This window comes from Cohnella cellulosilytica (assembly GCF_042431195.1).
GTDB classification, from domain to species: domain Bacteria; phylum Bacillota; class Bacilli; order Paenibacillales; family Paenibacillaceae; genus Cohnella; species Cohnella cellulosilytica.
In genome coordinates this window covers 255,634-277,878 of the sequence record NZ_JBHMDN010000010.1, presented here as the reverse complement: position 1 = coordinate 277,878, position 22,245 = coordinate 255,634, and the positions used below count along the sequence as shown (strand labels likewise).

18 protein-coding genes are annotated in these 22,245 nt (G+C 59.1%); 13 read left to right on the top strand and 5 right to left on the bottom strand.

Features of this window, described 5'->3' with window-relative positions; genetic code table 11:
* Positions 1-26 precede the first annotated feature (26 nt).
* Positions 27-1,244: an MFS transporter gene (locus ACFFT4_RS07330; RefSeq protein ID WP_378046322.1), complete on the top strand. Its 1,218-nt coding sequence runs from the start codon at positions 27-29 to the stop codon at positions 1,242-1,244.
* A 67-nt stretch (positions 1,245-1,311) separates the two neighbouring features.
* Here the strand turns inward: ACFFT4_RS07330 and ACFFT4_RS07325 are convergent, their stop codons facing one another.
* Positions 1,312-2,781, bottom strand: coding sequence for a methyl-accepting chemotaxis protein (locus tag ACFFT4_RS07325; protein WP_378046320.1), 1,470 nt, complete (start codon positions 2,779-2,781; stop codon positions 1,312-1,314).
* Positions 2,782-2,967: 186 nt separating this feature from the next.
* Here ACFFT4_RS07325 and ACFFT4_RS07320 point away from each other — a divergent pair, with 186 nt between their 5' ends.
* The 7 genes from ACFFT4_RS07320 (at position 2,968) to ACFFT4_RS07290 (ending at position 11,968) form a co-directional block, all read left to right on the top strand.
* Positions 2,968-4,131 carry an iron-containing alcohol dehydrogenase gene (locus ACFFT4_RS07320; RefSeq protein ID WP_378046319.1) on the top strand — a complete coding sequence of 388 codons (1,164 nt, stop codon included), beginning with the start codon at positions 2,968-2,970 and terminating at the stop codon, positions 4,129-4,131.
* 317 nt (positions 4,132-4,448) lie between these two features.
* Entirely contained in the window at positions 4,449-5,993 is a 1,545-nt protein-coding gene (locus ACFFT4_RS07315) for a spore germination protein (RefSeq protein ID WP_378046317.1), read from the top strand.
* A complete protein-coding gene (locus ACFFT4_RS07310; RefSeq protein WP_378046315.1) occupies positions 5,980-7,080 on the top strand; it encodes a GerAB/ArcD/ProY family transporter in 1,101 nt (366 codons plus the stop codon). The genes ACFFT4_RS07315 and ACFFT4_RS07310 overlap by 14 nt, the downstream gene beginning before the upstream one ends.
* The gene (locus ACFFT4_RS07305) at positions 7,077-8,192 is read left to right on the top strand and encodes a Ger(x)C family spore germination protein (RefSeq protein ID WP_378046313.1); all 1,116 of its coding nucleotides are present in this window, start codon (positions 7,077-7,079) and stop codon (positions 8,190-8,192) included. Before ACFFT4_RS07310 ends, ACFFT4_RS07305 begins: the two co-directional genes overlap by 4 nt.
* A gap of 235 nt (positions 8,193-8,427) precedes the next feature.
* Positions 8,428-9,714 carry an MFS transporter gene (locus tag ACFFT4_RS07300; RefSeq protein WP_378046312.1) on the top strand — a complete coding sequence of 429 codons (1,287 nt, stop codon included), beginning with the start codon at positions 8,428-8,430 and terminating at the stop codon, positions 9,712-9,714.
* Positions 9,704-10,621, top strand: a complete 918-nt coding sequence (locus tag ACFFT4_RS07295) for a polysaccharide deacetylase family protein (RefSeq protein ID WP_378046311.1) — start codon at positions 9,704-9,706, stop codon at positions 10,619-10,621. The genes ACFFT4_RS07300 and ACFFT4_RS07295 overlap by 11 nt, the downstream gene beginning before the upstream one ends.
* Positions 10,622-10,729: 108 nt before the next feature.
* The gene (locus tag ACFFT4_RS07290; protein WP_378046310.1) at positions 10,730-11,968 is read left to right on the top strand and encodes a translocation protein TolB; all 1,239 of its coding nucleotides are present in this window, start codon (positions 10,730-10,732) and stop codon (positions 11,966-11,968) included.
* On the opposite strand, the gene ACFFT4_RS07285 is transcribed toward ACFFT4_RS07290, so the two are convergent.
* Entirely contained in the window at positions 11,929-12,465 is a 537-nt protein-coding gene (locus ACFFT4_RS07285; RefSeq protein WP_378046308.1) for a DUF1835 domain-containing protein, read from the bottom strand. The genes ACFFT4_RS07290 and ACFFT4_RS07285 overlap by 40 nt on opposite strands.
* 197 nt (positions 12,466-12,662) lie before the next feature.
* Here ACFFT4_RS07285 and ACFFT4_RS07280 point away from each other — a divergent pair, with 197 nt between their 5' ends.
* Both ACFFT4_RS07280 and ACFFT4_RS07275 read left to right on the top strand, forming a co-directional pair.
* Complete coding sequence (locus ACFFT4_RS07280) at positions 12,663-13,778, top strand: MBL fold metallo-hydrolase (protein WP_378046307.1); 1,116 nt, start codon at positions 12,663-12,665, stop codon at positions 13,776-13,778.
* Between the two features lie 20 nt (positions 13,779-13,798).
* Entirely contained in the window at positions 13,799-14,149 is a 351-nt protein-coding gene (locus ACFFT4_RS07275) for an MGMT family protein (RefSeq protein WP_378046445.1), read from the top strand.
* A 249-nt stretch (positions 14,150-14,398) separates the two neighbouring features.
* Here ACFFT4_RS07275 and pepT read toward each other — a convergent pair whose 3' ends face one another.
* The 3 genes from pepT to ACFFT4_RS07260 form a co-directional block, all read right to left on the bottom strand.
* Positions 14,399-15,637 carry a peptidase T gene (gene pepT / locus ACFFT4_RS07270; protein ID WP_378046305.1) on the bottom strand — a complete coding sequence of 413 codons (1,239 nt, stop codon included), beginning with the start codon at positions 15,635-15,637 and terminating at the stop codon, positions 14,399-14,401.
* 65 nt (positions 15,638-15,702) lie between these two features.
* Positions 15,703-17,193 carry a dipeptidase PepV gene (gene pepV / locus ACFFT4_RS07265; RefSeq protein WP_378046304.1) on the bottom strand — a complete coding sequence of 497 codons (1,491 nt, stop codon included), beginning with the start codon at positions 17,191-17,193 and terminating at the stop codon, positions 15,703-15,705.
* Positions 17,190-18,245 (bottom strand): asparaginase, encoded by a 1,056-nt coding sequence (locus ACFFT4_RS07260; RefSeq protein WP_378046302.1) that lies wholly within the window; start codon positions 18,243-18,245, stop codon positions 17,190-17,192. The genes pepV and ACFFT4_RS07260 overlap by 4 nt, the downstream gene beginning before the upstream one ends.
* Positions 18,246-18,459: 214 nt before the next feature.
* Between ACFFT4_RS07260 and ACFFT4_RS07255 the strand changes: the two genes are divergently transcribed.
* The 3 genes from ACFFT4_RS07255 to ACFFT4_RS07245 are packed head-to-tail and all read left to right on the top strand — an operon-like array spanning position 18,460 to position 22,242.
* A complete protein-coding gene (locus tag ACFFT4_RS07255; protein WP_378046300.1) occupies positions 18,460-19,992 on the top strand; it encodes a spore germination protein in 1,533 nt (510 codons plus the stop codon).
* A complete protein-coding gene (locus ACFFT4_RS07250; RefSeq protein ID WP_378046298.1) occupies positions 19,989-21,104 on the top strand; it encodes a GerAB/ArcD/ProY family transporter in 1,116 nt (371 codons plus the stop codon). The genes ACFFT4_RS07255 and ACFFT4_RS07250 overlap by 4 nt, the downstream gene beginning before the upstream one ends.
* Complete coding sequence (locus tag ACFFT4_RS07245; RefSeq protein WP_378046296.1) at positions 21,088-22,242, top strand: Ger(x)C family spore germination protein; 1,155 nt, start codon at positions 21,088-21,090, stop codon at positions 22,240-22,242. Before ACFFT4_RS07250 ends, ACFFT4_RS07245 begins: the two co-directional genes overlap by 17 nt.
* Positions 22,243-22,245: the final 3 nt, after the last annotated feature.

The window sequence follows — 22,245 nt, the reverse complement described above, 5'->3', positions numbered from 1 at the left end:
CCGTTCTACGAAAGAAGAGGTCCTTCATGAATCAACAGCCAGGCAACAACAGTATCTGGAATCAGCCGAAAGCGGTATGGGCGATCGGCTTTGCTTCGATTATCGCGTTTATGGGGCTGGGCCTTGTAGATCCTATTCTTCCGGCAATCGCGGAGAAGCTCGACGCTTCGCCGAGCCAGGTGACTTTATTGTTCACGAGCTACAATCTGGTCATGGCGATCGCGATGCTCATTACCGGTACGATCTCGTCCAGACTGGGCATCAAGTGGACGCTGATGTGCGGCGTCGTCATCATCGCGCTGTTCTCGGCGCTCGGCGGCAGCTCCGGCGGGATCTGGGAGCTTGTGTGGCTGAGAGGCGGCTGGGGACTAGGCAACGCGCTATTCGTCGCTACGGCGTTATCGGCGATCGTATCGTTCTCCAGATCGGGCGTCGCGAAGGCGATCATTCTGTACGAGGCCGCAATCGGCCTCGGAATTTCCGTGGGGCCGCTGCTTGGCGGCAGTCTCGGTTCGATCTCCTGGAGAGGCCCGTTCTTCGGAGTGGCCTGCTTGATGGGGCTGGCGTTTCTGCTGCTGCTGTTTATGATGCCCGCCCGTCATCCGGCCGCTGCGTCGCCGAACGCGGCCGCGCCGGTCAAGCGAACCTCCCTTCTGGACCCGTTCCGCGCGATGAAATATCCGGCGCTGCTCGTTCTGGGCATCGCGGCGCTGCTGTATAACTTCGGTTTTTTCACGCTGCTGGCTTACGCTCCGTTCGTCATGCATCTGAACGAACGCGGTCTCGGGTATGTTTTCCTGGGCTGGGGGCTGCTGCTGGCGGTCACTTCCGTGTTCATGGCGCCCAAGCTGGAGAGGAAGCTGGGCACGATCAAGGCGATGTGCCTGATGCTGACTTTGTTCGCGCTGACCTTGATTGCGATGGGCATCTGGACTTCGACGAGGGAGGTTATTATCGTCGCGGTTATTTTGGCCGGCGCTTTTCTCGGCAACAATAATACGCTCATTACGACAGTGGTGATGCATGCCGCCCCGGTCGAACGCTCGACGGCGTCGGCCGCGTACAGCTTCCTGCGTTTTCTCGGCGGCGCGGCGGCGCCGTTCTTCGCCGGCAAGCTCGCCGAATGGTTTAACTCGCATGTCCCGTTCTATGTCGGGGGCGGGTTCGTCCTCGTATCGGTTCTGTTCATTCTCGCGAACAGAAGACATCTGAAGCATATCGACGAGGCGGGAGCCGCTCACTAAGCCGGCTTCTCCCCGGTCAATAAAAGGCTGTCGCTCGCGGTCGAAACTTGCGAGCGACAGCCTCTTTTCACTTTCCGGTCATCCTGTTCAGGTCGGAGGCAAGCTTGTCCAATTGCAGGAAGCTTTCGACGATATCGCCGATCCTCGTGTCCTGCGTCGTCATGCTGGCCGACATTTCTTCAACTGCGGCCATGTTCCGTTCGGTCGCTTCCGCGATGCTGACGATTCGCTGGCTCATCGTATCGTACTGACGGTTCAAGTCCTCGGCGGAACGATTCAGCTCGGAAGAGTGCTGTTCGTTCCGATGCGAGTCCTCCGCGAGAGAGCGCATCGCTTCCGCCACTTTATTCGCCGATTCGCCGCTGCGGACAATGCCGAGCTGCCCTTGGAGCACCTGATCTGAGGCGAGAGACGTCTTCGTCCGGATCGTCTCGAGAATGGTCTCTATCAGCTCCGTCGATTGGGTGGAGGATTCGGCGAGCTTGCGGATTTCATGAGAGACGACGGCGAAGCCCTGGCCGTGCTCACCTGCCCGGGCGGCCTCGATCGCGGCGTTAAGCGCAAGTAGGTTCGTCTGATTGGAGATGTTCTTGATCGTCGCGAGGATGTCCCCGATCTGTTGGTTCTGTTCGTTGAGCTGCTGCATCAGGGCGGCCGATTCGTCGATCGTGGCGTGAACCTGCTTCATCTGCGTCTCGAGCGTCTCCGCTTCGGCGCTGCCGACGCTTGTGTAACGCGCGGAATTTTCGGACCGGGCTTTCATTTCCGTCGCGTGGGCGGCGAGAGACGCGATCTCTTGACCGATCAGGCGAATCGATTCGCTGATGTCGGCGATGCCGGACGTCTGGCTCTCCATGCTGGACGCGACTTCGGAGAACGCCGAGGTCACCTCTTTGGAGATCGTGTTGGTCGACGTGATATTGCTCTTAAGATTCGAGCTGAAGTCGTTCAGAGCAGCCAGCGATCGGGCCACCTGGTCCACGATCTGCTGCGCGCGATTCCGTTCGGCCACCGCTTGTTCGCGCTGCGACGAGGCTTCGGTCTGCAAGCGTTGGCTGAACCTCGCGGATATGTACAAGGGAACGGCGATAAGCAGGAAGAAGAGGATGATCGTATAGGGATCGTTGCCCCCGAACATCTCGTCCTTATACGGGCTGAGGAAACAATAATAGATCGTAAGGGCGATTCCCGAGAGGCCGGAGAACGCGATCGCCCGGGAATTGCTGTACAGGCCCATGATCGCCAGGTTCACGTAAACAAGGAAATAAGTCGTAATAACGGGGCCCGTCGCAATGAGCAGCACAGTAAGGACGGAGACGATAATGGAGATCAGATACATGATGTACGAAGGCCACCAGCGCATATAAGTCAGCAAGGTGGCCGTTCCGCCCGCGATCGAGCCGACGATCGCCAGCACGACGATGGAGCTGGACGGAGCTCCGGTCAAGAAATCCACGATAATTCCCAGAGCGAGCATGCCCCAGATTATGTTTACAAGAAGTTTGTTTCTTCGATGCAGCGTTTCGAAATCGCCCACGGTTCATCCGCCTTCCGATTCTACAAGGATAATATCGAACATCGAAACAATACCACATTTCCCCATCTCTCTACAATATTTGCGGGCCGTCCCGCGTTCTTCGCGGAAAAATGTGCGTATTTCCCCATTCAGTGGTACACTGGGTGCAATGCAGCAGATTACCATACCTAGGAGGGAATACGAAGCATGAACGCATTTGAATGGTATAATCCGACCAAGCTGGTCTTCGGAGCGGACAAGGTCGGACAATTGGGCGAGTTGGTCGAACCCTACGGAAAGCGGATCTTGCTCGTATACGGCGGAGGAAGCATCAAGAGAACCGGGCTTTACGACGATGTGATGTTCCAGCTTGAGAACATCGGGGCGACGGTTCACGAGCTTTCCGGAATCGAGCCGAATCCGCGACTCTCCACGGTAAAACGGGGCATCGAAATCTGCCGCGCGGAGGGCATCGAGTTTATTCTTGCGGTCGGAGGCGGAAGCGTGCTGGACGCGTCGAAGGCCATCGCCGCGGGCGCCGTATACGACGGCGACGTGTGGGATTTCACGATCCGCAAGGCGATCATTCAGGACGCGCTGCCGCTTGGAACCGTGCTGACGCTTGCGGCTACGGGTTCCGAAATGAACGGCAACGCGGTGATCACGAACTGGGAGACGAAGCAGAAACGGGGACTCGGCAGCAAGCTGGTCTACCCGCGCTTTTCCATATTGGATCCGAAGCTGACGTACACGGTTCCCCGCGACCAGACGGTGAACGGGATCGTCGACATGATGTCGCACGTGTTCGAGCAGTATTTTACGCTCACGACCGACATTCCGCTTCAGGAGCGTCTGGCCGAAGGCGTTCTCCTGACCGTAATCGAGAATGGGGAGAAAGCGCTGGAGGACGGGACGGACTACGATGCCCGGGCCAATCTGCTGCTGTCGGGTACATACGCGCTGAACGGCACGCTGCCCAACGGGGTGACGACGGATTGGGCGACGCACGGCATCGAGCATGAAGTGAGCGCGATCTACGATATTGCGCACGGGGCGGGCTTGGCCATTCTGTTCCCGAACTGGATGAAATACGTGTACAAGGAACGGGTGAGCAAGTTCGTGCAGTATGCGGTGCGAGTCTGGCAGGTCGATCCGGCGGGCAAGAGCGACGACGAGATCGCGCTGGAGGGCATCGAGGCGACGAGAGCTTACTTTACCCGGATCGGCGCTCCGGCGACGCTTGGCGAGGTCGGCATCGGCGACGAGCATCTGGAGCGAATGGCGGACGAAGCGACGCAATTCGGCCCAATCGGTTCGTTTAAGCTGCTGTCGCGGGACGACGTTCTGAGCATTCTGAGCGCAAGTCTGTAATCCAAGGCGGATAAAGCAGAGGGGGCTGTCCCCTAAGCGAATCAAGTTGCTTTCAAAGATAATCGATGAACAAGGTGTAAGGGGTATGTGCCTCCTTCCGCTGCTATACGCTCCTGAAATGGGAATGGTTAACCCGTGGCAAGGTAATTTCAGGAGCGTATGAGGCAGGTCTCCAGGAGGCACATACCCCTTCTTTGTCTATCGATCGTCCCAAGCAACTCTGCTTAGGGAACGGACCCCTCTGGCGATTCCGCGGAGAATAATCGGACTGCATTCTGGAAATTCTATCCTGAAAAGCTGCGAATCCGAGGTGTGTCATGGGGTTTTTCAGAAGGCTGCTGACCAACAATCACAGAATAAGCGAGAGGCCGGCGAATGTCGCCTTAAGGACGCCCCCTTCGGCGGTCGCGGTTAAGGAAGAGCTATCGGATAACGTCGAATACGTCCGCGAAGCGCTGTTCGGCACGGACGATCTCGCGGAGCGCCCGCTTAAGCTGCCCGAAGCTCGCGGAACGCTGCTTTATTTGAATTCGGTATGCGATCACAACCTGATCCACGAGCTTATCCTGAAGCCGATGATGAATTCTTCGGGTACCGATCCGGAACGAATCGTGACTGCCGCGGGCTTGAGCCGGCTGACCGATCTTGGCGCCGCGATCGATCTGATGACCTCCGGCTTCGCGGTGCTGTTCCTCGAAGGGAAGCCGGAATGCTACGCGATTCAAGCGGCTCTGATCAACAACCGGTCCGTAAGCGAGCCGGCGAACGAGAAAACCGTCCAAGGGGCGCATAACGGTTTTATCGAGAGCTTGCGCGTGAATCTGCAGCTGGTCCGCAGGCAGATCAACAGCCGCAATCTGGTTATTCGCCAGTATACGCTGGGGAAAATGACCCATTCCGAAGCCTCGCTTGTGTATATTAACGATCTCGCCGATCCGCAGCTGGTCGCGGAGATCGACGCCAGAATCAAAGCGATCAACGCGGACAACGTCATGAATGCGTATCTCGTACTGGAGTATATCGAGAACCGCTCCTACTCGCCGTTCCCGCAAATTCTGCTGACGGAACGCCCGGACCGCGTCGCCGCCAACCTGCTTGAGGGCCGCGTCGCCCTTCTGATGGAAGGCACCCCCGCCGCGCTCGTCATGCCCGCCAACTTCTTCGTTTTCTATCAATCTCCGGACGACTACAACAGCCGGTCGTTGGCCGGTTCGTTTATTCGGCTGCTGCGGCTGTTCAGCTTTTTTATCGCCATTACCCTGCCCGCATACTATATTGCCGTGATTTCCTTCCATTACGAAGTCGTACCGATGGAGCTGTTCTATCAGATCAAAGGAAGCGTAGAGAAAATTCCGTACCCTCCGATTCTGGAGGCGCTGTTCATGGAGCTGACGATCGAGCTGCTGAGGGAGGCGGGCATGAGACTGCCCGCGCCGGTCGGTCAGTCTATCGGCATCGTGGGGGGACTCGTCATCGGCGACGCGGTCGTCCGCGTAGGCCTGGTGTCTTATCCGATGATTATCGTCGTGGCGTTGACGGCGATCGCTTCGTTCGTCGTGCCGTCCCACGAAATGAGCTATTCCGTACGGCTGCTGCGCTTCCTGGTGATGTTCGCGGCCGCTTTGTTCGGATTCGTCGGCATCGTGTTCAGCCTGACGGCTATTTTCGTTCATCTGTGCAAGCTGGAGACGTTTGGCTCCCCGTACTTCGCGCCGATCTCTCCGATGCGCGTGAAGGATTGGAAGGATGCCCTCGTTCGGCTGCCGTTCTGGAAGCTGAACGAACGCCCCCTCGACGCCCACGCCCAGAAGCTGATCCAGGAGACCCGCTCCAGGGAGGAGGGGGAGCATGATCCCGGATAAGGAGCGGATTACGCCGGGCCAGCTCATGGCGCTCATTATCCAGTCCCAGATCGGGGTGGGCGCGCTTTTCCTCCCTTCGACCGTGGAGGCCGCGGCCCGCAACGACTCCTGGATCTCGATCCTGATCGGGGGCGCTTTTTCCGGAATGCTGCTGATCGTGATCTGGGCATTGGGAAGACGGTTTCCCGGCATGATCCTGTTCGAATACTTGCCGCTGCTCGTCGGCAAGCCGCTCGCGAAAATCGTCCACGCGACTTACGCGGTCATGTTTATTTCCGAATGCGGGTCGATTCTTGCCCTTTTCGCCGACGTCGTAAGGGATTGGATTTTCGCGAGCACGCCGGCCTGGATCATTCTGGGAATGATGCTGGCGGTTTCCCTCTACCTGGCCGTGGAAAATCTGCGGCTGCTGGCCCGATTTTTCGTATTGACGTTCGGCCTGATCTTCGTCCTCGTCTTGATCGCCCTGTATGCTTATCGGGATGCGGAATGGCTCTATGCCTTGCCCATAGGGCAGGCGGGACTTGCGAACATTGCGAAGGGAGCGGCGCTGTCGATGAACTCCTTCTACGGGTTCGAGATTATTCTGTTCAGCTTTCCGTTCGTTCAGGGTGGGAGTCGGGCGATTCTGAAAGCCGGTTTGTTCTCGAATTTGTTTTCGACCGCCTTTTATGTATTTCTGGTGTTTACGTGCGTGCTCATTTTTACCCCGGAGGAGCTTAGAATCATTCCCCAACCAATCCTGTATATGGTCAAAGCTTTGTCCTTTACGGTATTCGAGCGCGCGGACATGTATTTCCTGATGATCTGGATCGTCGTGGTCATCTCGACGGTAATGGCTTATCTGTACATGGCGTCCAAATCGGTATCGACCTTGTTCGGCAAGGCCCGGCATTCCGGGGTCGCTCCGTTCGTCGCCGTATGCATCCTGTTGATCGCCGTGTATCCGCACGACCAGGACATGATCGATTTTATTCAGAAGATCGTTGCCGTGCTGACGACCGCGACTTTGATCGTGATGCCGCTGCTGCTGCTCGGTCTCTCTTATCTCCGAAAAATCGAGCGAAAGGAACGCCGGCAAGCATGAAAAACGCGGTATATCGGATCGCTCTTGCGGTACTCCTCTTAACGGGACTGTGCGGCTGCTGGGACCAGCAATTGTTGAAGGACGAACGCAATGTCAGCATCGCTGGAATGGACAATGGGCCGGAGAAGACGCTGAAAACCACCGTATCGATCCGGGATATTACCGTGACCGAGTCCGGGAGCAAGGACACGAGCGAGACTCATACCGTGGTGGCCAGAAGCAGCAAGCACGCGCAGGAGCTTCTGGACGAGCAAGTGTCCGGCAAATACTCCAACGCGAAAATGCGCGTGCTGCTGCTGGGAGAGGAGATGGTCCGCAACCGCGACGTCATGCCTTATCTGGACGTCTATTACCGCGACCCGAGAAGTCCCTTGAACGCCAGAGTGGCCGTCGCGCAAGGGAAAGCGGAGGACGTCATTCGATTAAAGAAAACCGGCACGAAGACGATCGGCCTGCAAATCGACGATCTGTTAAGAACGATGGAAGAGGCGGCGCTGATTCCCAAGGTCACGATTCAGACGCTGCATCCGCTGGATCGGGGCTACGACTTCGCGCTGCCCTATCTGACGATTCGCGAAGGCATGCCGACGATGGACGGAATCGCCTTGTTCGACGGCGTGCGCATGAGGGGCAAGCTTGATGCGGACCGCTCCAAGGTGTACATGCTGCTCACCGACTCGCATAAGAAGAACATGAGGCTGACGATGAAAACGCAAGGCGACAAGCGCGACAACGGTTACGACTACGTGACGATCGAGGTCAAAAAGGCGAGAAGGTCGCTGAAGATCGCGGTGGCGAACGACGGACGGATCCGGGTGAATCTGTGGTTAAAGCTCAGAATAACCGTGATCGAGGACCCGAGCAACCATCTGTACAAGAGAGAGGTCATGCAGAACCTGGAACGGACGTTGACGAATCACATGAACGAGGAAGCCGCGGCGGTCATCGGGAAAATGCAGCGCTCCCGGCACGACGGCTTGGGCATCGCGAGGAGGCTGATGTCGTTTCATCCGGCAACGTGGAAGCAATTGGACTGGAAGGAAGAGTATCCACGCATTCCGATCGAGTCGCAAGTTACCCTGAGGATCATCAATACCGGGATCATCCGTTGAGCGGACGGGAGGTCTCCGAAAGGGGCGGAGGAAACGAAGAGGCGTTGCCGGCTTGTCCGCGAATTTGGGACTTGTGACCGGAGACAAAAATCCGTGATAATAGGCTATATCTCGAATATATAGGAAGGAAAGGGGATTTCCAAGACAAACGGTCGGCCGAAAATCCCGGAGCTTCTTCCTTTCTGATTCGTGTATGCGTTTACATTCGAAAAGTGGCGGAGGTTGTTGCCGAGCTATGCGACAAAAACTCACGAATACCCCGATGATGTATGCGTTCGGAATGCTGGCGATGATGATTCCCAGTCAGGCGTTCAGCACGTTCTACAGCTATTATTACGTGGATAAACTGGGACTGGGCGTCGGCTTGGCGACGCTCGCGCGCACGATCTTCCTGATCTGGGACGCGGTCAATCAGCCGTTGTTCGGCTACTGGTCCGACCGGACGAAATCGAAATACGGACGCAGGCGGCCGTGGATCTTCGGAGCGATTCCGCTGTTCATGCTGGCGTTCGTCATGGTCTTCTCTCCCCCGGCCAATCTGGCCGAGATGGGGCTGTTCACCTGGTTCCTGATCGCGCTTATTTTCTACGAAGCGGTGGCGACCGTCATCTGGGTCAACTACGGCGCCTTGTTCGCCGAGCTGTTCCGCGGCGACCGCGTGCGCGCGAAGGCGTCCGCCGTGCAGCAAGGCTTCCAGATCGTCGCGCTGCTGATCGGGACGGCGCTAACGCCGATTTTGTTCGACGGGATGGGCTTCGGCAATATGGCGATCGTCTATGCGGTCGTGTTCGCCGTGCTGATGCTGCTCTGTTTGAGATTCGTGAAGGAAGATCCGGAGGCGAGCAGAGCGCCTCAGCCAAACATGAAGGATGCGTTCAAGGAGACGCTCGGCAACAAGCCCTTCTGGCTGATCAACCTCGCCAACTCGTTCGCCCAGACCGTCAACGGTTTGCTCAGCGCCACGATTCCTTTTTACGCCAAGTATGTGCTCAAAATCCCCGAGGCTCAGAATACGATTCTGCTGGCATCGGTTTTCGTGTCGGTCATTCCGCTCGTCGGCGTCTGGTACTGGCTGCTGCGCCGGATGGACCCGGTGAAGGGCTGGCGGCTGTCGTTCCTCGCTTATGCGCTCTCGGTCATTCCGCTGTGGTTCGGGACCGGTCTGCTCAGCGGAATTATCGCGGGCGTGATCGTCGGCTTCGGCCTGGCCGGGTTCCTCGTCTCGCCTCCGATGGTCAACAGCAAGATTATCGACATGGACGCGGACAAGACGGGCAGCCGGCGGGAGGGCATCTATACGGCGGTCAGCGGCTTTATCGTTCGTTCGAGCGGCTTGATCTCCGCGGTGGCGTTCCTGATCGTCAGCCTCGTGTTCGGCTACGAGAGCGGGGACAATCCCGGACCTAATCCGGAGATGACCTTCCGGTACTTGATCAGCGTCGTTCCGCTCGTTCTGCTCGCGTTCTCGCTCGTCATTTCCTATTTCGTGAACATAGAGAGGAAGCCGGCAAATGAGTCCTAAGTTTCTCGTCGTCAATTGCGACGATTTCGGTCAAAGCAAGCCGATGAACCAAGCCATCATGCATCTGCTCGAGGAACGGAGGGTATCCTCCGCGACGATCATGGCTCCGGCTCCCGGCTTCGAGGAGGCGGCGGAATGGTGCAGGCGCAGAGGGGCGGTCAATATCGGATTGCATCTGACGCTGAACAGCGAATTCGACGCCGTCCGCTGGGCCAGTCTGACCGGCGACGCTTCGCTCCACGACGAGGGCGGGCACATGCACAAGACGGTCGAAGCGTTCGAGCGTCTCGCCGATACGGGTGCCGTGCTGAAAGAACTGGGCGCCCAATACGAGAAGGCCGTTCGCGCGGGCCTACGATTAAGCCATGCGGACAACCATATGGGCAGCCTGTACGGAACCGCGACGGGCCGAAGCCACATTCCTCACGCGCTTAAGCTGTGCGCGAAGTGGAAGCTGCCCTTCCGCCTGTTCCGCAAAGTCCATCCGGGCGATTCGCTGCTCTCCGGCATTCCGGGAGTCGAGCGGGCGGCGGCCAAAGCTTCGGCGCTGGCCGGCGTGCTGGGCGTGGCGATACCGGATTATTTGCTGTCGCATCCGTTCCAGGCGCGGGAAGGGGAAACCTACGAACGGTTCAAGGAGGAGCTGATCGGCAAGCTTTACGACCTGCCCGAAGGAATCAGCGAGACGTACATTCACCCCGCCGTTGAGGATGCCTGCATGCAGGAGCATGTCCCGCATTGGAAAAAAAGAGTGTGGGAGTACCGGCTCATGCTCGACGACGATTTTGCCTATGCGATGAACGACGCCGGGGTGACGCTCACCGACTACAGTTATATTCGCACGCACGGCAGAGCTTCCAGAATCGGCTCGGCTTTCGCTTTGGCCCGGGAGCTGTTGCGGAAGTAAGGGCAAGGGAGAAGCCGCATAAATCTCCCAACGGAGGGACAACGTAGGACGGTCGACGGTCGTGACGATCGATCGTTCGTGCGGAAACCTCTAAGGAGATGAAACGGAATGCTTTTACGAGTCTGGAAGCTGCAAGGACTGACGCTTGTCCTCTCGCTGCTGCTATTCGGTTCCTCGGCCCTCGCGGCGCCCGTGTCCAAGGATACCTTGAACGCGGCCTTCGTGCGAGACGGGAATCTGTGGATCAAGAGCGGATACGGCGAGGAACGGCAGTTGACCCGCGAAGGAAAGGCGCTGCGGCCGAAATGGTCGTTCGACGGGGAATGGATCGCTTATCTCGAAGGAGAAAATCAGCCGGAGTTAAAATTATGGAATGTGCCGACGGGACGGAGCCGAACCGTGAATGCGGGAGGAGTCGAGCTGTATCAATGGTCTCCCGAGCGCAATGAGCTGGCTTATACGGCAAACGGCAAACTTTATGCGGTTCGGGCGGAATCGTCCGAAGCGCCGAAGGAAATCGCGGACGGCATCGGCAGCTTCTCCTGGATGCCGGACGGCAAACGATTCATCGCCTCCTCGGCCGCGCGCCTGCTGTCCGAAGGCTGGGAACGCGTGCGCATTCTGGAGATTTCGCCGGAGGGAGCGACGAAGACGTTGTTTACGCTGCCCCCGGCTTCCGATGATTTTTTCGTGGTCGGCGCGAGCGCTTTTAAGTATTCCCCGTCCGGCAAGTGGATCGCGTTCCTGGCGACGCCGACCGCTTCCTTGTCGGCGGACGCAAACTATCTGTGCCTGCTGTCCTCGGACGGAACGAGCTTTCATGCGGTCGATCAAATGCTGAATCGACCGGATTGGATTCAATGGTCGGGTCGGGAAGATACGCTGGCGTATATTGCCGGCGTCGGACGGGAAGCGGCCCGGGATAAGGTGCTCAAAACCCTGCGAATCCCCGCGTCAGGCAAACCGATATCCCATACGCCGAAGGGATTCGTGGATCAAGGGTTGACGTGGGAAGGCGCGGATCGGATCGTGGCGTCCAGGGCGAAGGAATATGCCGGGGAAGGCGGGAGCAAGAGCTGGCCGCTGCCCAAGCTTGTCGAGATTCGTTTGCAGGGCGGCCGGTCCCGCTCGGTAACGGAGCCTCCCCGAGACTACGGGGACTTCGCGCCGCAATTTTTCCCCCGGGAGCAGCGGCTCGTCTGGGTCAGGTCCGACCGCGAGCGGGCCGACGCGCTGATGGCGGGAAGGGGAGGCAAAGGCCCTTCCGTCTGGATTAAACAGATAGACCGGGCAACCGACTATTACGGCTATGGAGATTGGGCCGAGGTTCTGGCTGTACACGGATGAGCGAAGGGAGGCAGGGCAAGGCGATCATCTGCGTTCCAGGACCGCCGCCGCTTCGTTCCAGCGCCATACTTCGCGAGTGCCGCGAAGGTGGACGCCTCCGAGCCAGAGATCGATTCCGTTCTATGAAAAGGCTCGAAGCCCGGATATTCCCCGACGCATACGAGGCTTAACCGGGTTCGTCCGAGCGGCTGCCGTTCAAATTCGTGAAGCAAGCGGACAAGCATCGTCTGATCGAAGAGATCGTGCTCGAACCAGAGCACGATCTCTTCGCGTTCGGCGGCATGCTCGAACGCGTTCGTCTGTTCGTCGAGGGCGGCCTTCCATTCGTCCCGCGGCACGCCCAGCGCATCGACCATATAATCGGTCCGGATCTCGCGGCGGGGATCGGCGAAGACGGGCCCCTCCGTATACAGCTCTCTCCATACGAGAACGTCTCCCGCGATCCCTCCGCTCCGCAAGCTGTTTCCGACATGGTCTCCGTTCACGATATGCAGCATCGCGGCCTCCCTCTGCCGAACCTTCGACAGCTTCCGTTTTTGTTTATTATCCGTTCCGGACTGGGGGAAAGCAAGACCTCGCTTTCGGACGCGGGGGACGATTGGATTTTCGCAGGCAATAGGTATACCATATTCCTATATGACTTTCTGCGGACAAAGATTCGCAGAAGGGCCGAAGAAAGTCGAGGTTGATCATCATGGCAACGGTTGTCTTCATTGCGGCGGTCCTCGCGATCGCGACGTTCCTGGTCATTCGGTATTATCCGCCTCTCGGAGGCAAAGCGTCGCGCGAGAGCAGGCGGCGGATCGAAGCCTCGCCCCAGAGCCGCGACCGCAAATTCGAAAACCAAATCCCGACGAACATGAACATGGATCTCCGCACGGGAATAAAGGTATTCGTCGATATGATCAAAGGGCATCCCCAAAGCCGGCCCAAACAACCGCTCGAGACGGAGCGATTAACGCCGGAAAGGCTGCGCTCGAACGACGAGGCCGCGGTGACGTGGTTCGGCCATTCGGCGGTGCTGCTCAAGCTGGATGGCAAAACCCTGTTCCTGGACCCGATGCTGGGCCGGGTTCCGTCGCCGTTCCCGCCGTTCGGAGGCCGGCGCTACAGCAAACGGCTGCCGATCGAGGTCGACCAGCTCCCGTCGATCGACGCGGTCGTCATCTCCCACGATCATTACGATCACCTGGATTACGGCACGATCAAGAAGCTCCGCGGCAAGGTCCGCCGATTCATCGTACCGCTCGGCGTGGCCGCGCATCTGGAACGGTGGGGAGTCGATCCGGCCGCGATCTCGGAGCACGATTGGTGGGAGGAGCTGGAATTCGAAGGGGTGAAGCTGGTATGCGCTCCCGCCCGTCATTTTTCCGGAAGGAGCGTCGGCAGCAATCGCAATTCTACGCTATGGTGTTCGTGGATTATCGAGGGGAAGCAAGCCAAGGTGTATTTTAGCGGGGACAGCGGTTACGGCCCTCATTTCAAAGAGGTCGGAGACAGGCACGGTCCGTTCGACCTGACGTTGATGGAGTGCGGCCAATACGATCGGAGATGGTCCGCCATTCACATGGTGCCGGAGGAAACCGTCCAAGCCCATCTTGACGTTCGGGGCAGGGCGATGCTGCCGATCCACTGGGGCGCGTTCACGCTGGCTCTGCATGCCTGGACGGATCCGGTCGAGCGCGCGGCGAAGGCGGCGCGGGAACGCGGAGCGACCGTAGTGACGCCCAAAATCGGCGAAGTCGTCAAGATCGGAGATCCGCGGCCTGCGTCAAGGGCTTGGTGGAAGCCGGAGCTGGAACTGATCTGAAGGGAGACGTGATGTCGATGGTGCAGCCTTTTACGGCACGTGTGATCGAGGTAATCCGAAGCATTCCCGAGGGCTGCGTCATGACCTACGGACAAGTCGCCGCAAGCGCAGGGAGCCCGAGAGGGGCAAGGCAAGTGGTGCGAATCCTGCATTCGTTAAGCGAGAAGCACGGCCTGCCGTGGCACAGGGTCGTCAACGCCAAAGGGGAGATCGCGATCCAGGAAGGGGAAGGGCGCTACATGCAGCGGCTCTATCTGGAAAACGAGGGGATCGAATTCGGCTTGAACGGCTTGATCGATCTGGACGAATACCGGTACGTTCCGGGATCCGACAGTGTCGAGGGCGAGGAGAGGGCGGGAGATTCGGGATAATCGGGGTGGAGAAGCTTGTCTCCTAAGGCCTGGGAGTAACAATTAGGACGATCGATGAACAAGAAGGGGTATGTATCTCCTGTAGAGCGAAGCGCCTGCCTCATACGGTCATGAAATTACCTTGTCACGGGTTAATCGATTCAAATTTTCATGACCGTATCAGCAGCGTAAGGAGATACATACCCCTATTTCTATTTCGATCCTTCAAATTGTTTGACTTTAGGAGACGGAGTCTTTCCCTTGGCTGATCTAACGCTCGGACCGCTGCTCGAAAAGCTTGGCGATCTCGATAATGACGTTCGTCGCCTGGATCATCGTATCGACGGAGACGTATTCGAAGCGTCCGTGATAGTTTTCGCCCCCGGTAAAAATGTTCGGAGTCGGCAATCCCATATAGCTGAGCTGCGAGCCGTCCGTTCCGCCCCGAATCGGACGAATAATCGGCTCGATGCCGAGATTGACCATCGCCTGATGGGCGATGTCGACGATCTCGCGGACCGGCTCGATTTTCTCCCGCATGTTGTAATATTGGTCCTTGATCTCCAGCGTGATCCGCTCTTTGCCGTACTTCTCCTGCAATTCCTCCGCTATGGCCGTCAGCAGAGCCTTCCGCCCCTCGAACCTTTCACGGTCGAAGTCCCGAATCAGGTAATGAAGCTTCGTCTCCTCGACGTCTCCGTGGACGGAGATGAGGTGGAAAAATCCGTCGTAGCCGTCCGTATGCTCGGGAGCCTCCAGGACGGGCAGCCGGCCTTGGAGCTCCATCGCGATTTTGGCGGAGTTGACCATTTTGCCCTTGGCCGTTCCGGGATGAACGATTTTGCCCGTGCACGTAATGCGGGCGGCAGCGGCGTTAAAGCTCTCGTACTGCAGCTCGCCGAGCGGGCCGCCGTCCATCGTGTAGGCGAATTGCGCGTCGAACGCCGCCACGTCGAAACGATGCGGACCCCGGCCGATCTCCTCGTCGGGCGTGAACGCGACCCGAATGCGGCCGTGCTTGATCTCCGGGTGCCGGATCAGATAGGCCATCGCGGTCATAATTTCCGTCATCCCCGCCTTGTCGTCGGCTCCGAGCAGCGTCGTGCCGTCGGTCGTAATCAGCGTATGTCCCTTATACCCCGCCAGCTCCGGGAAATCGCGGGGAGACAGCACGATCCGCTGTCCGGCGTTCAGCACGATGTCCTCTCCGTCGTAGTTTTCGACGATTTGCGGCTTGACGTCCTTGCCCGTAAAATCGGTCGCCGTATCGAGGTGCGCCAGAAAGCCGATCGTCGGCACCTCCTTGTCGGTATTGGCCGGGAGGGTGGCCATGACGTACCCGTTGTCGTCCATCGTTACGTCCTGCATGCCGATTTCCTTCAGCTCTTCCGCCAGCATCCGGCCCAGCGTTAGTTGTCCTTCGGTCGTCGGGCACGTTTGCCGGCTTTCGTCGGATTGCGTGTTGACCTGCGCATACGTTTTGAAACGGGTGATAATCTCGTTTTTCACGGTGTATCTCAGCTCCTTGCAGCCTATTTTGCCAGTCGTTTTGCGCCGCTATCCGCTTTTCTGCGCTATTCTTTCTTCCCGTAGTCGATGTTCGCAAGCTCGTAGATCGCCTCGGCGTACAGGGCGGTCGCCCGCAGCAGACTGTCAATGGCGATCGATTCGTCCGGCTGATGCGCCGTATCCTCCTCGCCGGGGAACAGCGGGCCGAAGGCGACGCAGCCCGGCAGCTTGCAGGCGTAAGTGCCGCCGCCGGTCGAGAGCAGCGTGGCCGTCCGTCCGGTCTGCTCCGTATAGATGCGCTGCAGCGCCCGGATCATCGGATGCTCCGCGGGCACTTCATGCGGCCGCTTGAAGATCGGAGGCGTGAGGGAGAAGCCGTAGGGCCGAACTCTTTCTTCCAATGCCGCCGCAAGGCTCTCCCCGTCCGCGCAGGACGGAAACCGGACGTTGAGCCGGAAGGACGCTTCCCCCTCGCCGGGGGCATACCGGAGCAAGCCGACGTTGACGGTGAGCGCTCCGGTTGCCTCGTCGCGGCAGGCGATGCCGAGCGCTTCTCCGGCAGCGTCCGGGGCGAGCAGCTCGACGGCTCCGCGTACGAACCGCTCGTCGTCTCCGCCCAGCGGCTGGCTTCCGAGAAACTCGAGCAGCCGCAGCCCCGCGTTAACGCCGGTCTCCGGCGCCATTCCGTGCGCGGACTTGCCCTCCATTCGCAGAATCGTCGCGCATTCCGTCAGCTGCAGATCGGTCGAGGTCGAGCCTTTCAGTCCGCGCCCGGAGCAGTACGACCAGAACTCCGATACGACGGCCGCCAGTCTGTCCGGGGAGCCGTGAACGATCGCTTCCGCGGCGTCCGGAACCATATTCGCGGCCGTGCCGGAGCGGAAGCCGCACAGTCTAAGCTCCGCTCCGCCGCCGTCCCCGGATAAGCGGAGCTCCATGCTCGTATTGATCTGTCCCTTCTCCGCGTGGACGATCGGGAAATCGGCGTCGGGAGTAAATCCGGCCAATGGAGGACGCTCGCGGCGATTGTAGGCGTCCATGCAGCCCATGCCGGTCTCCTCGTCGGTTCCGAAGATCATCCGGACCCGGTGCCGCAGCGGCAGGCCGAGCTCTTTCACGATGAGCAGACCGTAGAAGGCGGCCAGCGCCGGTCCCTTGTCGTCCAGGGCGCCGCGCGCGTACAGTCTGCCGCCTCGGATAGAGGCTTCGAAGGGCGGGGAGGTCCATTCCCCGCTGGCGGGCACGACGTCGACATGGCTGAGCACGGCTATGTAGTCGTCCCGATTTTCCTTGCCGCGGCCGTCTTCCGCACGGCTCTCCGGGCCGTCGTAATCGGCATAGCCGACGATCCCTTCGAGCGCCGAGGTCGCCAGCCCGTGCTTCCCGGCCAGCTCCAGCGCCCAGGCCAAGGCTCTGGCGGACTGCACGCCGAGCAGAGCGCCCGGCCCGGCGGAGGCCTCGTCCTTCACGCTCGGAATCGCCAGGAGAGACGACAGGTCGCGGAGCAGCGCGTCTTGCCGTCTTCGTGCTTCCTCCAGCCAATCGATGCGGCTCATATTGCCGCGCCCTGCCGCAGCTTGAGGACGCTGCGGTTCTCGCCGATGACCCGTCCGTTGTCGTTGAGAATATTCGGCGAGCCGATCCGGTACATCCGATCGATCGTCTCGCGGTTGTCGTAGCCGATCTGCTCGAGGATCGAAGCGATCGCGATCGGCCATTCGTCCTCCGAGCCGTCGACGACCTTCAGCGCGAAGCCGAGCCGTTCCTTCTTCAACCCGAAGCAATAGATGCCCTTGGCCCCGCCTTTGGCGACGATGTTGTCGTCCATGAGCAGGTTCGGGCAGATCAAATATTCGGCCGAAATCATGCGCGGATAAGCGTTCATCAGTCCCGTCGCTTGGCGAACCGCGTCGCGGAGCGACGCATCGGCGATCAGATCCGGGCAGGCCAGCTTGAGGAAGGCGGTCGCCATGTTCCGCAGCGGCATGCCGAATACCGGGAAGCCGCAGCCGTCGGTGCCGATTCGGATGTCCTCCTGCGGAATCTCCGCCAGCTCGGCGGCAAGAGCGGCGATCCGCCGCTGAACCGGATGGTCGGGAGAGTCGTAATCGTCCAGCGAATAGCCCATGCCGACGCAGGTGGCGAGCACGCCGAGATGCTTGCCCGAGCAGTTATGGTAGATTCGCCGCTGCGGCAGGCGCTCGGCCACGAGCGCGTCCCGGGCGTCCGCGTCCAGCGGATAGGTCGGCTTGCAGACGAGCGCCCCTTCGTCCAGACCCAGCTTGCCCAGCATGCTGTCCAGCGCGGCGACGTGGTAGGGAAGCGCCCGGTGCGACGCCATCATGATCGCCTGCTCCTCGGGGGCGAATCCGAACTTCTTGTCGAAGCCTTCCAGGAAAAAGGGCAGGGCTTGAATCGGCTTCGCCGCCGAGCGCATGAACGTGATCGCGTCCGGGTCTCCGTACCGCCAGGCGACGCCGCCCTTGTCGTTCACCGCGCATACATGTCCGTAATGGACGTTCTCCGGAAAACCTCCGCGATATTCCAGCACGAGAGGCTCGGCGCCGTCCGCCAAGCTTTCCCCGAGCCCGCCTGTCAACTCGCTCATCTTATCGTTCCTCCTATGGAAGGAGCTTAAGTCCCCCTCCTCTCTCTGAGTATAACGGCCTCATTCGGGCTTTGCCAGATCGGAAGCGCGAGCCGTCAGGCGCGATCCCCGTTGAGCGGCGGCGGGGAGGAAGATTACGGTTAAATCGGGGACGATTGGACATAGTAAAAGGGCTGCAAACCAATGTCGAGACGAGACGGGAGGGGAGACGGGGATGGATGAAACGCCGAACGAAGAGACGCGCCGCGAAGAAGCTTTCGTGCTGCCGGACATGCAAGAGAATATCGGCCATATTCGGCGAATGCTCGGGGACCCGTCCGATCTTGTCGCTCGCATCATCAAGATCGGAGAAGGCGGGAGAAGCTGCGCGCTGGCCTTTCTCTCGGGTCTGTCCGACAAGGCGGTCATCGACGATCAGATCGTCCGGCAGCTGCTGAGAACGGATCGCTTCGGGGACGAAGGGACGGAAGCGGACGCGAAAAGGATGCTGGGCGGGCTTCGCAGCGAGACGATGGCCGTATCCCAGGTGATCGAGGTCAATCTCTGGAGCGACGTGATCAACGGGGTTCTTCGCGGAGACACGGCCATGTTCCTCGAAGGCGCCGACGATGCGCTGTTGATCGGCACCTCGAACTGGAAGGAACGGAGCGTCGACGAGCCGCCCACGGAAGCGCTGGTCCGGGGTCCGAGGGAGGGCTTCACCGAGAAGATAGAGACGAACGTCGGCCTGATCCGCCGGGGCATTCGCGACATGAACCTGCGCTTTGTCTCCTACACGATCGGCAGACGTTCCCGCAAAACGCTTATTTTGACTTATATTCAGGGCATCATCCACCCGGATATCGTAGAGGAAACGCGCAGGAGATTGGATACGATCGATATCGACGACGCCCCCGAATCGGGGTTCGTCGAGCAGTGGATCGAGGACAGCTTTCTGTCCCCGTTCCCGCAGATGCTGCACACGGAGAGACCGGACAAGGTCAGGGCGGCCCTGCTGCAGGGGAAGGCGGCTATTCTGCTGGAGGGAACTCCGTTCGCGCTCATCCTGCCGACGACGTTCGTGGCGCTCATCCAGTCTCCGGAGGATTATTACGAGCGCTGGATGATCGGCTCGCTGATTCGGGTGCTCCGGTACATCGCCGTGTTCATCGCGCTCTTCGCTCCCGCGATTTATATCGCTCTCGTCTCTTTTCATCAAGGAATGATTCCGTTTAAGCTCGCGTTCTCGATCGCCGCGGCCCGGGAGGGCGTTCCCTTCCCCGCCGTCGTCGAAGCGCTGCTGATGGAAGGGACGCTGGAGCTTCTGCGCGAGGCCGGCATTCGCCTTCCGAAGCCGATTGGCCAGACGATCGGCATCGTGGGCGGGCTGGTCATCGGCGAAGCCGCGGTGCAGGCCGGCGTCGTCAGCCCGATCATGGTCATCGTCGTCGCGGTGACGGCGATTTCCTCGTTTGCCATTCCGTCCTACAGCGCGGGGATCGCCTTTCGCATGCTGCGGTTCGCGACGATGCTGGCGGCCAGCATTCTCGGCCTGTTCGGCATTATTTTGGCGTTTATTATGATCAGCTCGCATCTCGTCAGGCTTAGAAGCTTCGGCATGCCGTATTCCGCGCCGTTTTCGCCGGTGTTTTTTCACGATTGGAGAGATTTGGTGATCCGTTTTCCGGTAACTTTCCTGACGAAGAGGCCCGAATTTATGCAGACGAAAAATACGAACCGGGCAAGCGCGAGAGGCAAACGTCCATGAAATCGTTCGAATACGGAGACCGGGAGATCGGGTCGACCGACGTGGTCTTCGGAGTCAGCAATATGGTCATCGGCTTCGGCGTGCTCACGCTCCCGCGCACGCTTGCGGCCGTGACGGAATCGTCGGACGGCTGGATGTCGCTTGTGCTTGGCGGAGGGGTGGCGCTGGCGATCGGCTGGCTGATCGCCGTCCTGTGCGGACGGTTTCCGAAAATGGGGCTGCAGGAGATCACGAAGGCGGTCGCGAACGGGGCGACGGCCAATGTCGTAACCTCGCTGTTCGCTTGCTATACGTTCCTGTTCGTCGGTTACGAGACGAGAGGCTTGGCCAACATCTCCAAGCTCTATTTATTCGATCGGACGCCGGAGGAAGCGATCTGCCTGTTCTTCCTGTTCGTACTGGCCTACGGGGTGGCGGGGCCGAGCGCGACGCTGCTTCGTCTCAACGTGGTTTTCCTGCCTCTCGTGCTGTTGATCGTCGTCGGCGTGCTGGCCATGAACATTCCCTTTTTCAACGTTCACAATTTGAAGCCGATGTTCGTCACGAATGGGATCGACGTGCTGAAGGGCGTCAGGGGCACGGTATTTTCTTTCCTCGGATTCGAGGTTTTCCTGTTCTACAACGCATTGAACAACCGGCCGGAAACGATGAGAAAGGCGATTCTCGGAGGCTTGGCGATTCCGTTCGTCATCTACCTGGTCGTATTCGTGTTCGTGATCGGGATTTTCGGCTCCGAGGTGACGAAGAATACGCTCTATCCGACGGCCGAATTGGCCAAGCAGGTAGAAATTCCGGGCGGGTTCTTCGAGCGGTTCGAATCTATTTTCTTCACGATCTGGGTGGTCACGCTGTTCAATACGGCGGCAATGGCGTTCGACGTGACGGTGCTCGCGCTGAAAGGCCTGTTTCCCGGGACGCAGCGCATGACATGGGTGATCTGGCTGTGTCCGTTGATTTATTTGGTCGCGATGCAGCCCCAGAGCGTGACTGAAATCGACATTTTCGGAGAATGGATCAGCTACGCGGGAATTGTGATCGGGTGGGGCCTTCCGGCGATTCTGCTGGGCGCGGCCAAGCTGCGGGGGGTGAGGGCGAATGGGCGCAATACTTAGGGCGGCCGTAGCCGCGGCCGCTTTAATCGCGATTGCGGGCTGTTGGGACCGCGTGGAAATCGAGGATCGGGGCTTCGTGGTCGGATCCGCGATCGACGAAGGAGAGAACGGCATGTACGAATTGACGTTCCAATATATCGTTCCGAGCGCTATGCAGGGCAAGTCGGCAGGCAGCGGACATCCGACGGATGCGTCCTTCCAAAACGTGTCCGCCTCGGCTACGACGCTGTTCAAGGCCGCGCGCAAAATGTCCAACGAAACGAGCCGTCCTCCTTATCTGGAGCAAAATAAAGTGATCCTCGTATCGGATCGGTTGGCCCGCTCGGGAAAATTCCAGGAGACGCTCGACTTGTTCATTCGCGATTCGGAAATGAGGAGAGCGGCGAAGGTGCTGATCGCGGTCGGCGAGGCGAAGAAGCTGTTGGACATTAAGCCCCCTATCGAGACCTTGCCCGCTCAGTACATTAATTCGACCTCGGAAAATCCGGATAAGAGCGAATCGATTGTGCCGCCGACCACGATGGGTCACGTTCACCGGTTTTTGCTGGAGGATCACAGCTTCACGATTCCGCGAATCGTCCAGACCGACAGCAAGGTTTCGCTAAGCGGAGCCGCCGTGTTCGGCAGCGACAAGAGAATGAAGGGATACCTGAACGGGGAGGAGACCTCGGGGAAAAATTACTTCAGCGGCACGATCAAAGCGGGAGCGGTGGAGATCGAATTGGACGGCAAACCGCTGCTGTTCGAAGTCAAGAGCGCGAGCAGGAAGATCCGGGCGGACGTGTCCAACCCGGAATCCCCCGTGTTTACGATTAACGTCAATGTGGAAGGCAACGTCGGCGAAACATATACCGACGCCGATCTGCTCGATCCGAAGGTCATTCGGGAAATCGAGGACCGCGTCGGGAACAGGATCAAGGAAATTATGTACGCCGTATTGGAGAAGCTGCAGAAGCAGTATAAAGCCGACGCCATCGGCTTAAGCGATCATTTGAACGAGAATCATTACCGGGCGTGGAAAAAAATCGCAAGCAATTGGGACCGCGGCGAGCACCTGTTCTCGAGCTGCCGCGTCGTCGTAAACGTCGATACCCGGCTGCGAATCATAGGCGCGATCGAGCGCATCCAACCGAGGTGAGGT

Coding starts and splice junctions, on each gene's coding strand:
- ACFFT4_RS07330 (WP_378046322.1), top strand. CDS start 27: ATGAATCAACAGCCAGGCAACAACAGTATCTGGAATCAGCCGAAAGCG.
- ACFFT4_RS07320 (WP_378046319.1), top strand. CDS start 2,968: ATGAACGCATTTGAATGGTATAATCCGACCAAGCTGGTCTTCGGAGCG.
- ACFFT4_RS07315 (WP_378046317.1), top strand. CDS start 4,449: ATGGGGTTTTTCAGAAGGCTGCTGACCAACAATCACAGAATAAGCGAG.
- ACFFT4_RS07310 (WP_378046315.1), top strand. CDS start 5,980: ATGATCCCGGATAAGGAGCGGATTACGCCGGGCCAGCTCATGGCGCTC.
- ACFFT4_RS07305 (WP_378046313.1), top strand. CDS start 7,077: ATGAAAAACGCGGTATATCGGATCGCTCTTGCGGTACTCCTCTTAACG.
- ACFFT4_RS07300 (WP_378046312.1), top strand. CDS start 8,428: ATGCGACAAAAACTCACGAATACCCCGATGATGTATGCGTTCGGAATG.
- ACFFT4_RS07295 (WP_378046311.1), top strand. CDS start 9,704: ATGAGTCCTAAGTTTCTCGTCGTCAATTGCGACGATTTCGGTCAAAGC.
- ACFFT4_RS07290 (WP_378046310.1), top strand. CDS start 10,730: ATGCTTTTACGAGTCTGGAAGCTGCAAGGACTGACGCTTGTCCTCTCG.
- ACFFT4_RS07285 (WP_378046308.1), bottom strand. CDS start 12,465: ATGCTGCATATCGTGAACGGAGACCATGTCGGAAACAGCTTGCGGAGC.
- ACFFT4_RS07280 (WP_378046307.1), top strand. CDS start 12,663: ATGGCAACGGTTGTCTTCATTGCGGCGGTCCTCGCGATCGCGACGTTC.
- pepV (WP_378046304.1), bottom strand. CDS start 17,193: ATGAGCCGCATCGATTGGCTGGAGGAAGCACGAAGACGGCAAGACGCG.
- ACFFT4_RS07260 (WP_378046302.1), bottom strand. CDS start 18,245: ATGAGCGAGTTGACAGGCGGGCTCGGGGAAAGCTTGGCGGACGGCGCC.
- ACFFT4_RS07255 (WP_378046300.1), top strand. CDS start 18,460: ATGGATGAAACGCCGAACGAAGAGACGCGCCGCGAAGAAGCTTTCGTG.
- ACFFT4_RS07250 (WP_378046298.1), top strand. CDS start 19,989: ATGAAATCGTTCGAATACGGAGACCGGGAGATCGGGTCGACCGACGTG.
- ACFFT4_RS07245 (WP_378046296.1), top strand. CDS start 21,088: ATGGGCGCAATACTTAGGGCGGCCGTAGCCGCGGCCGCTTTAATCGCG.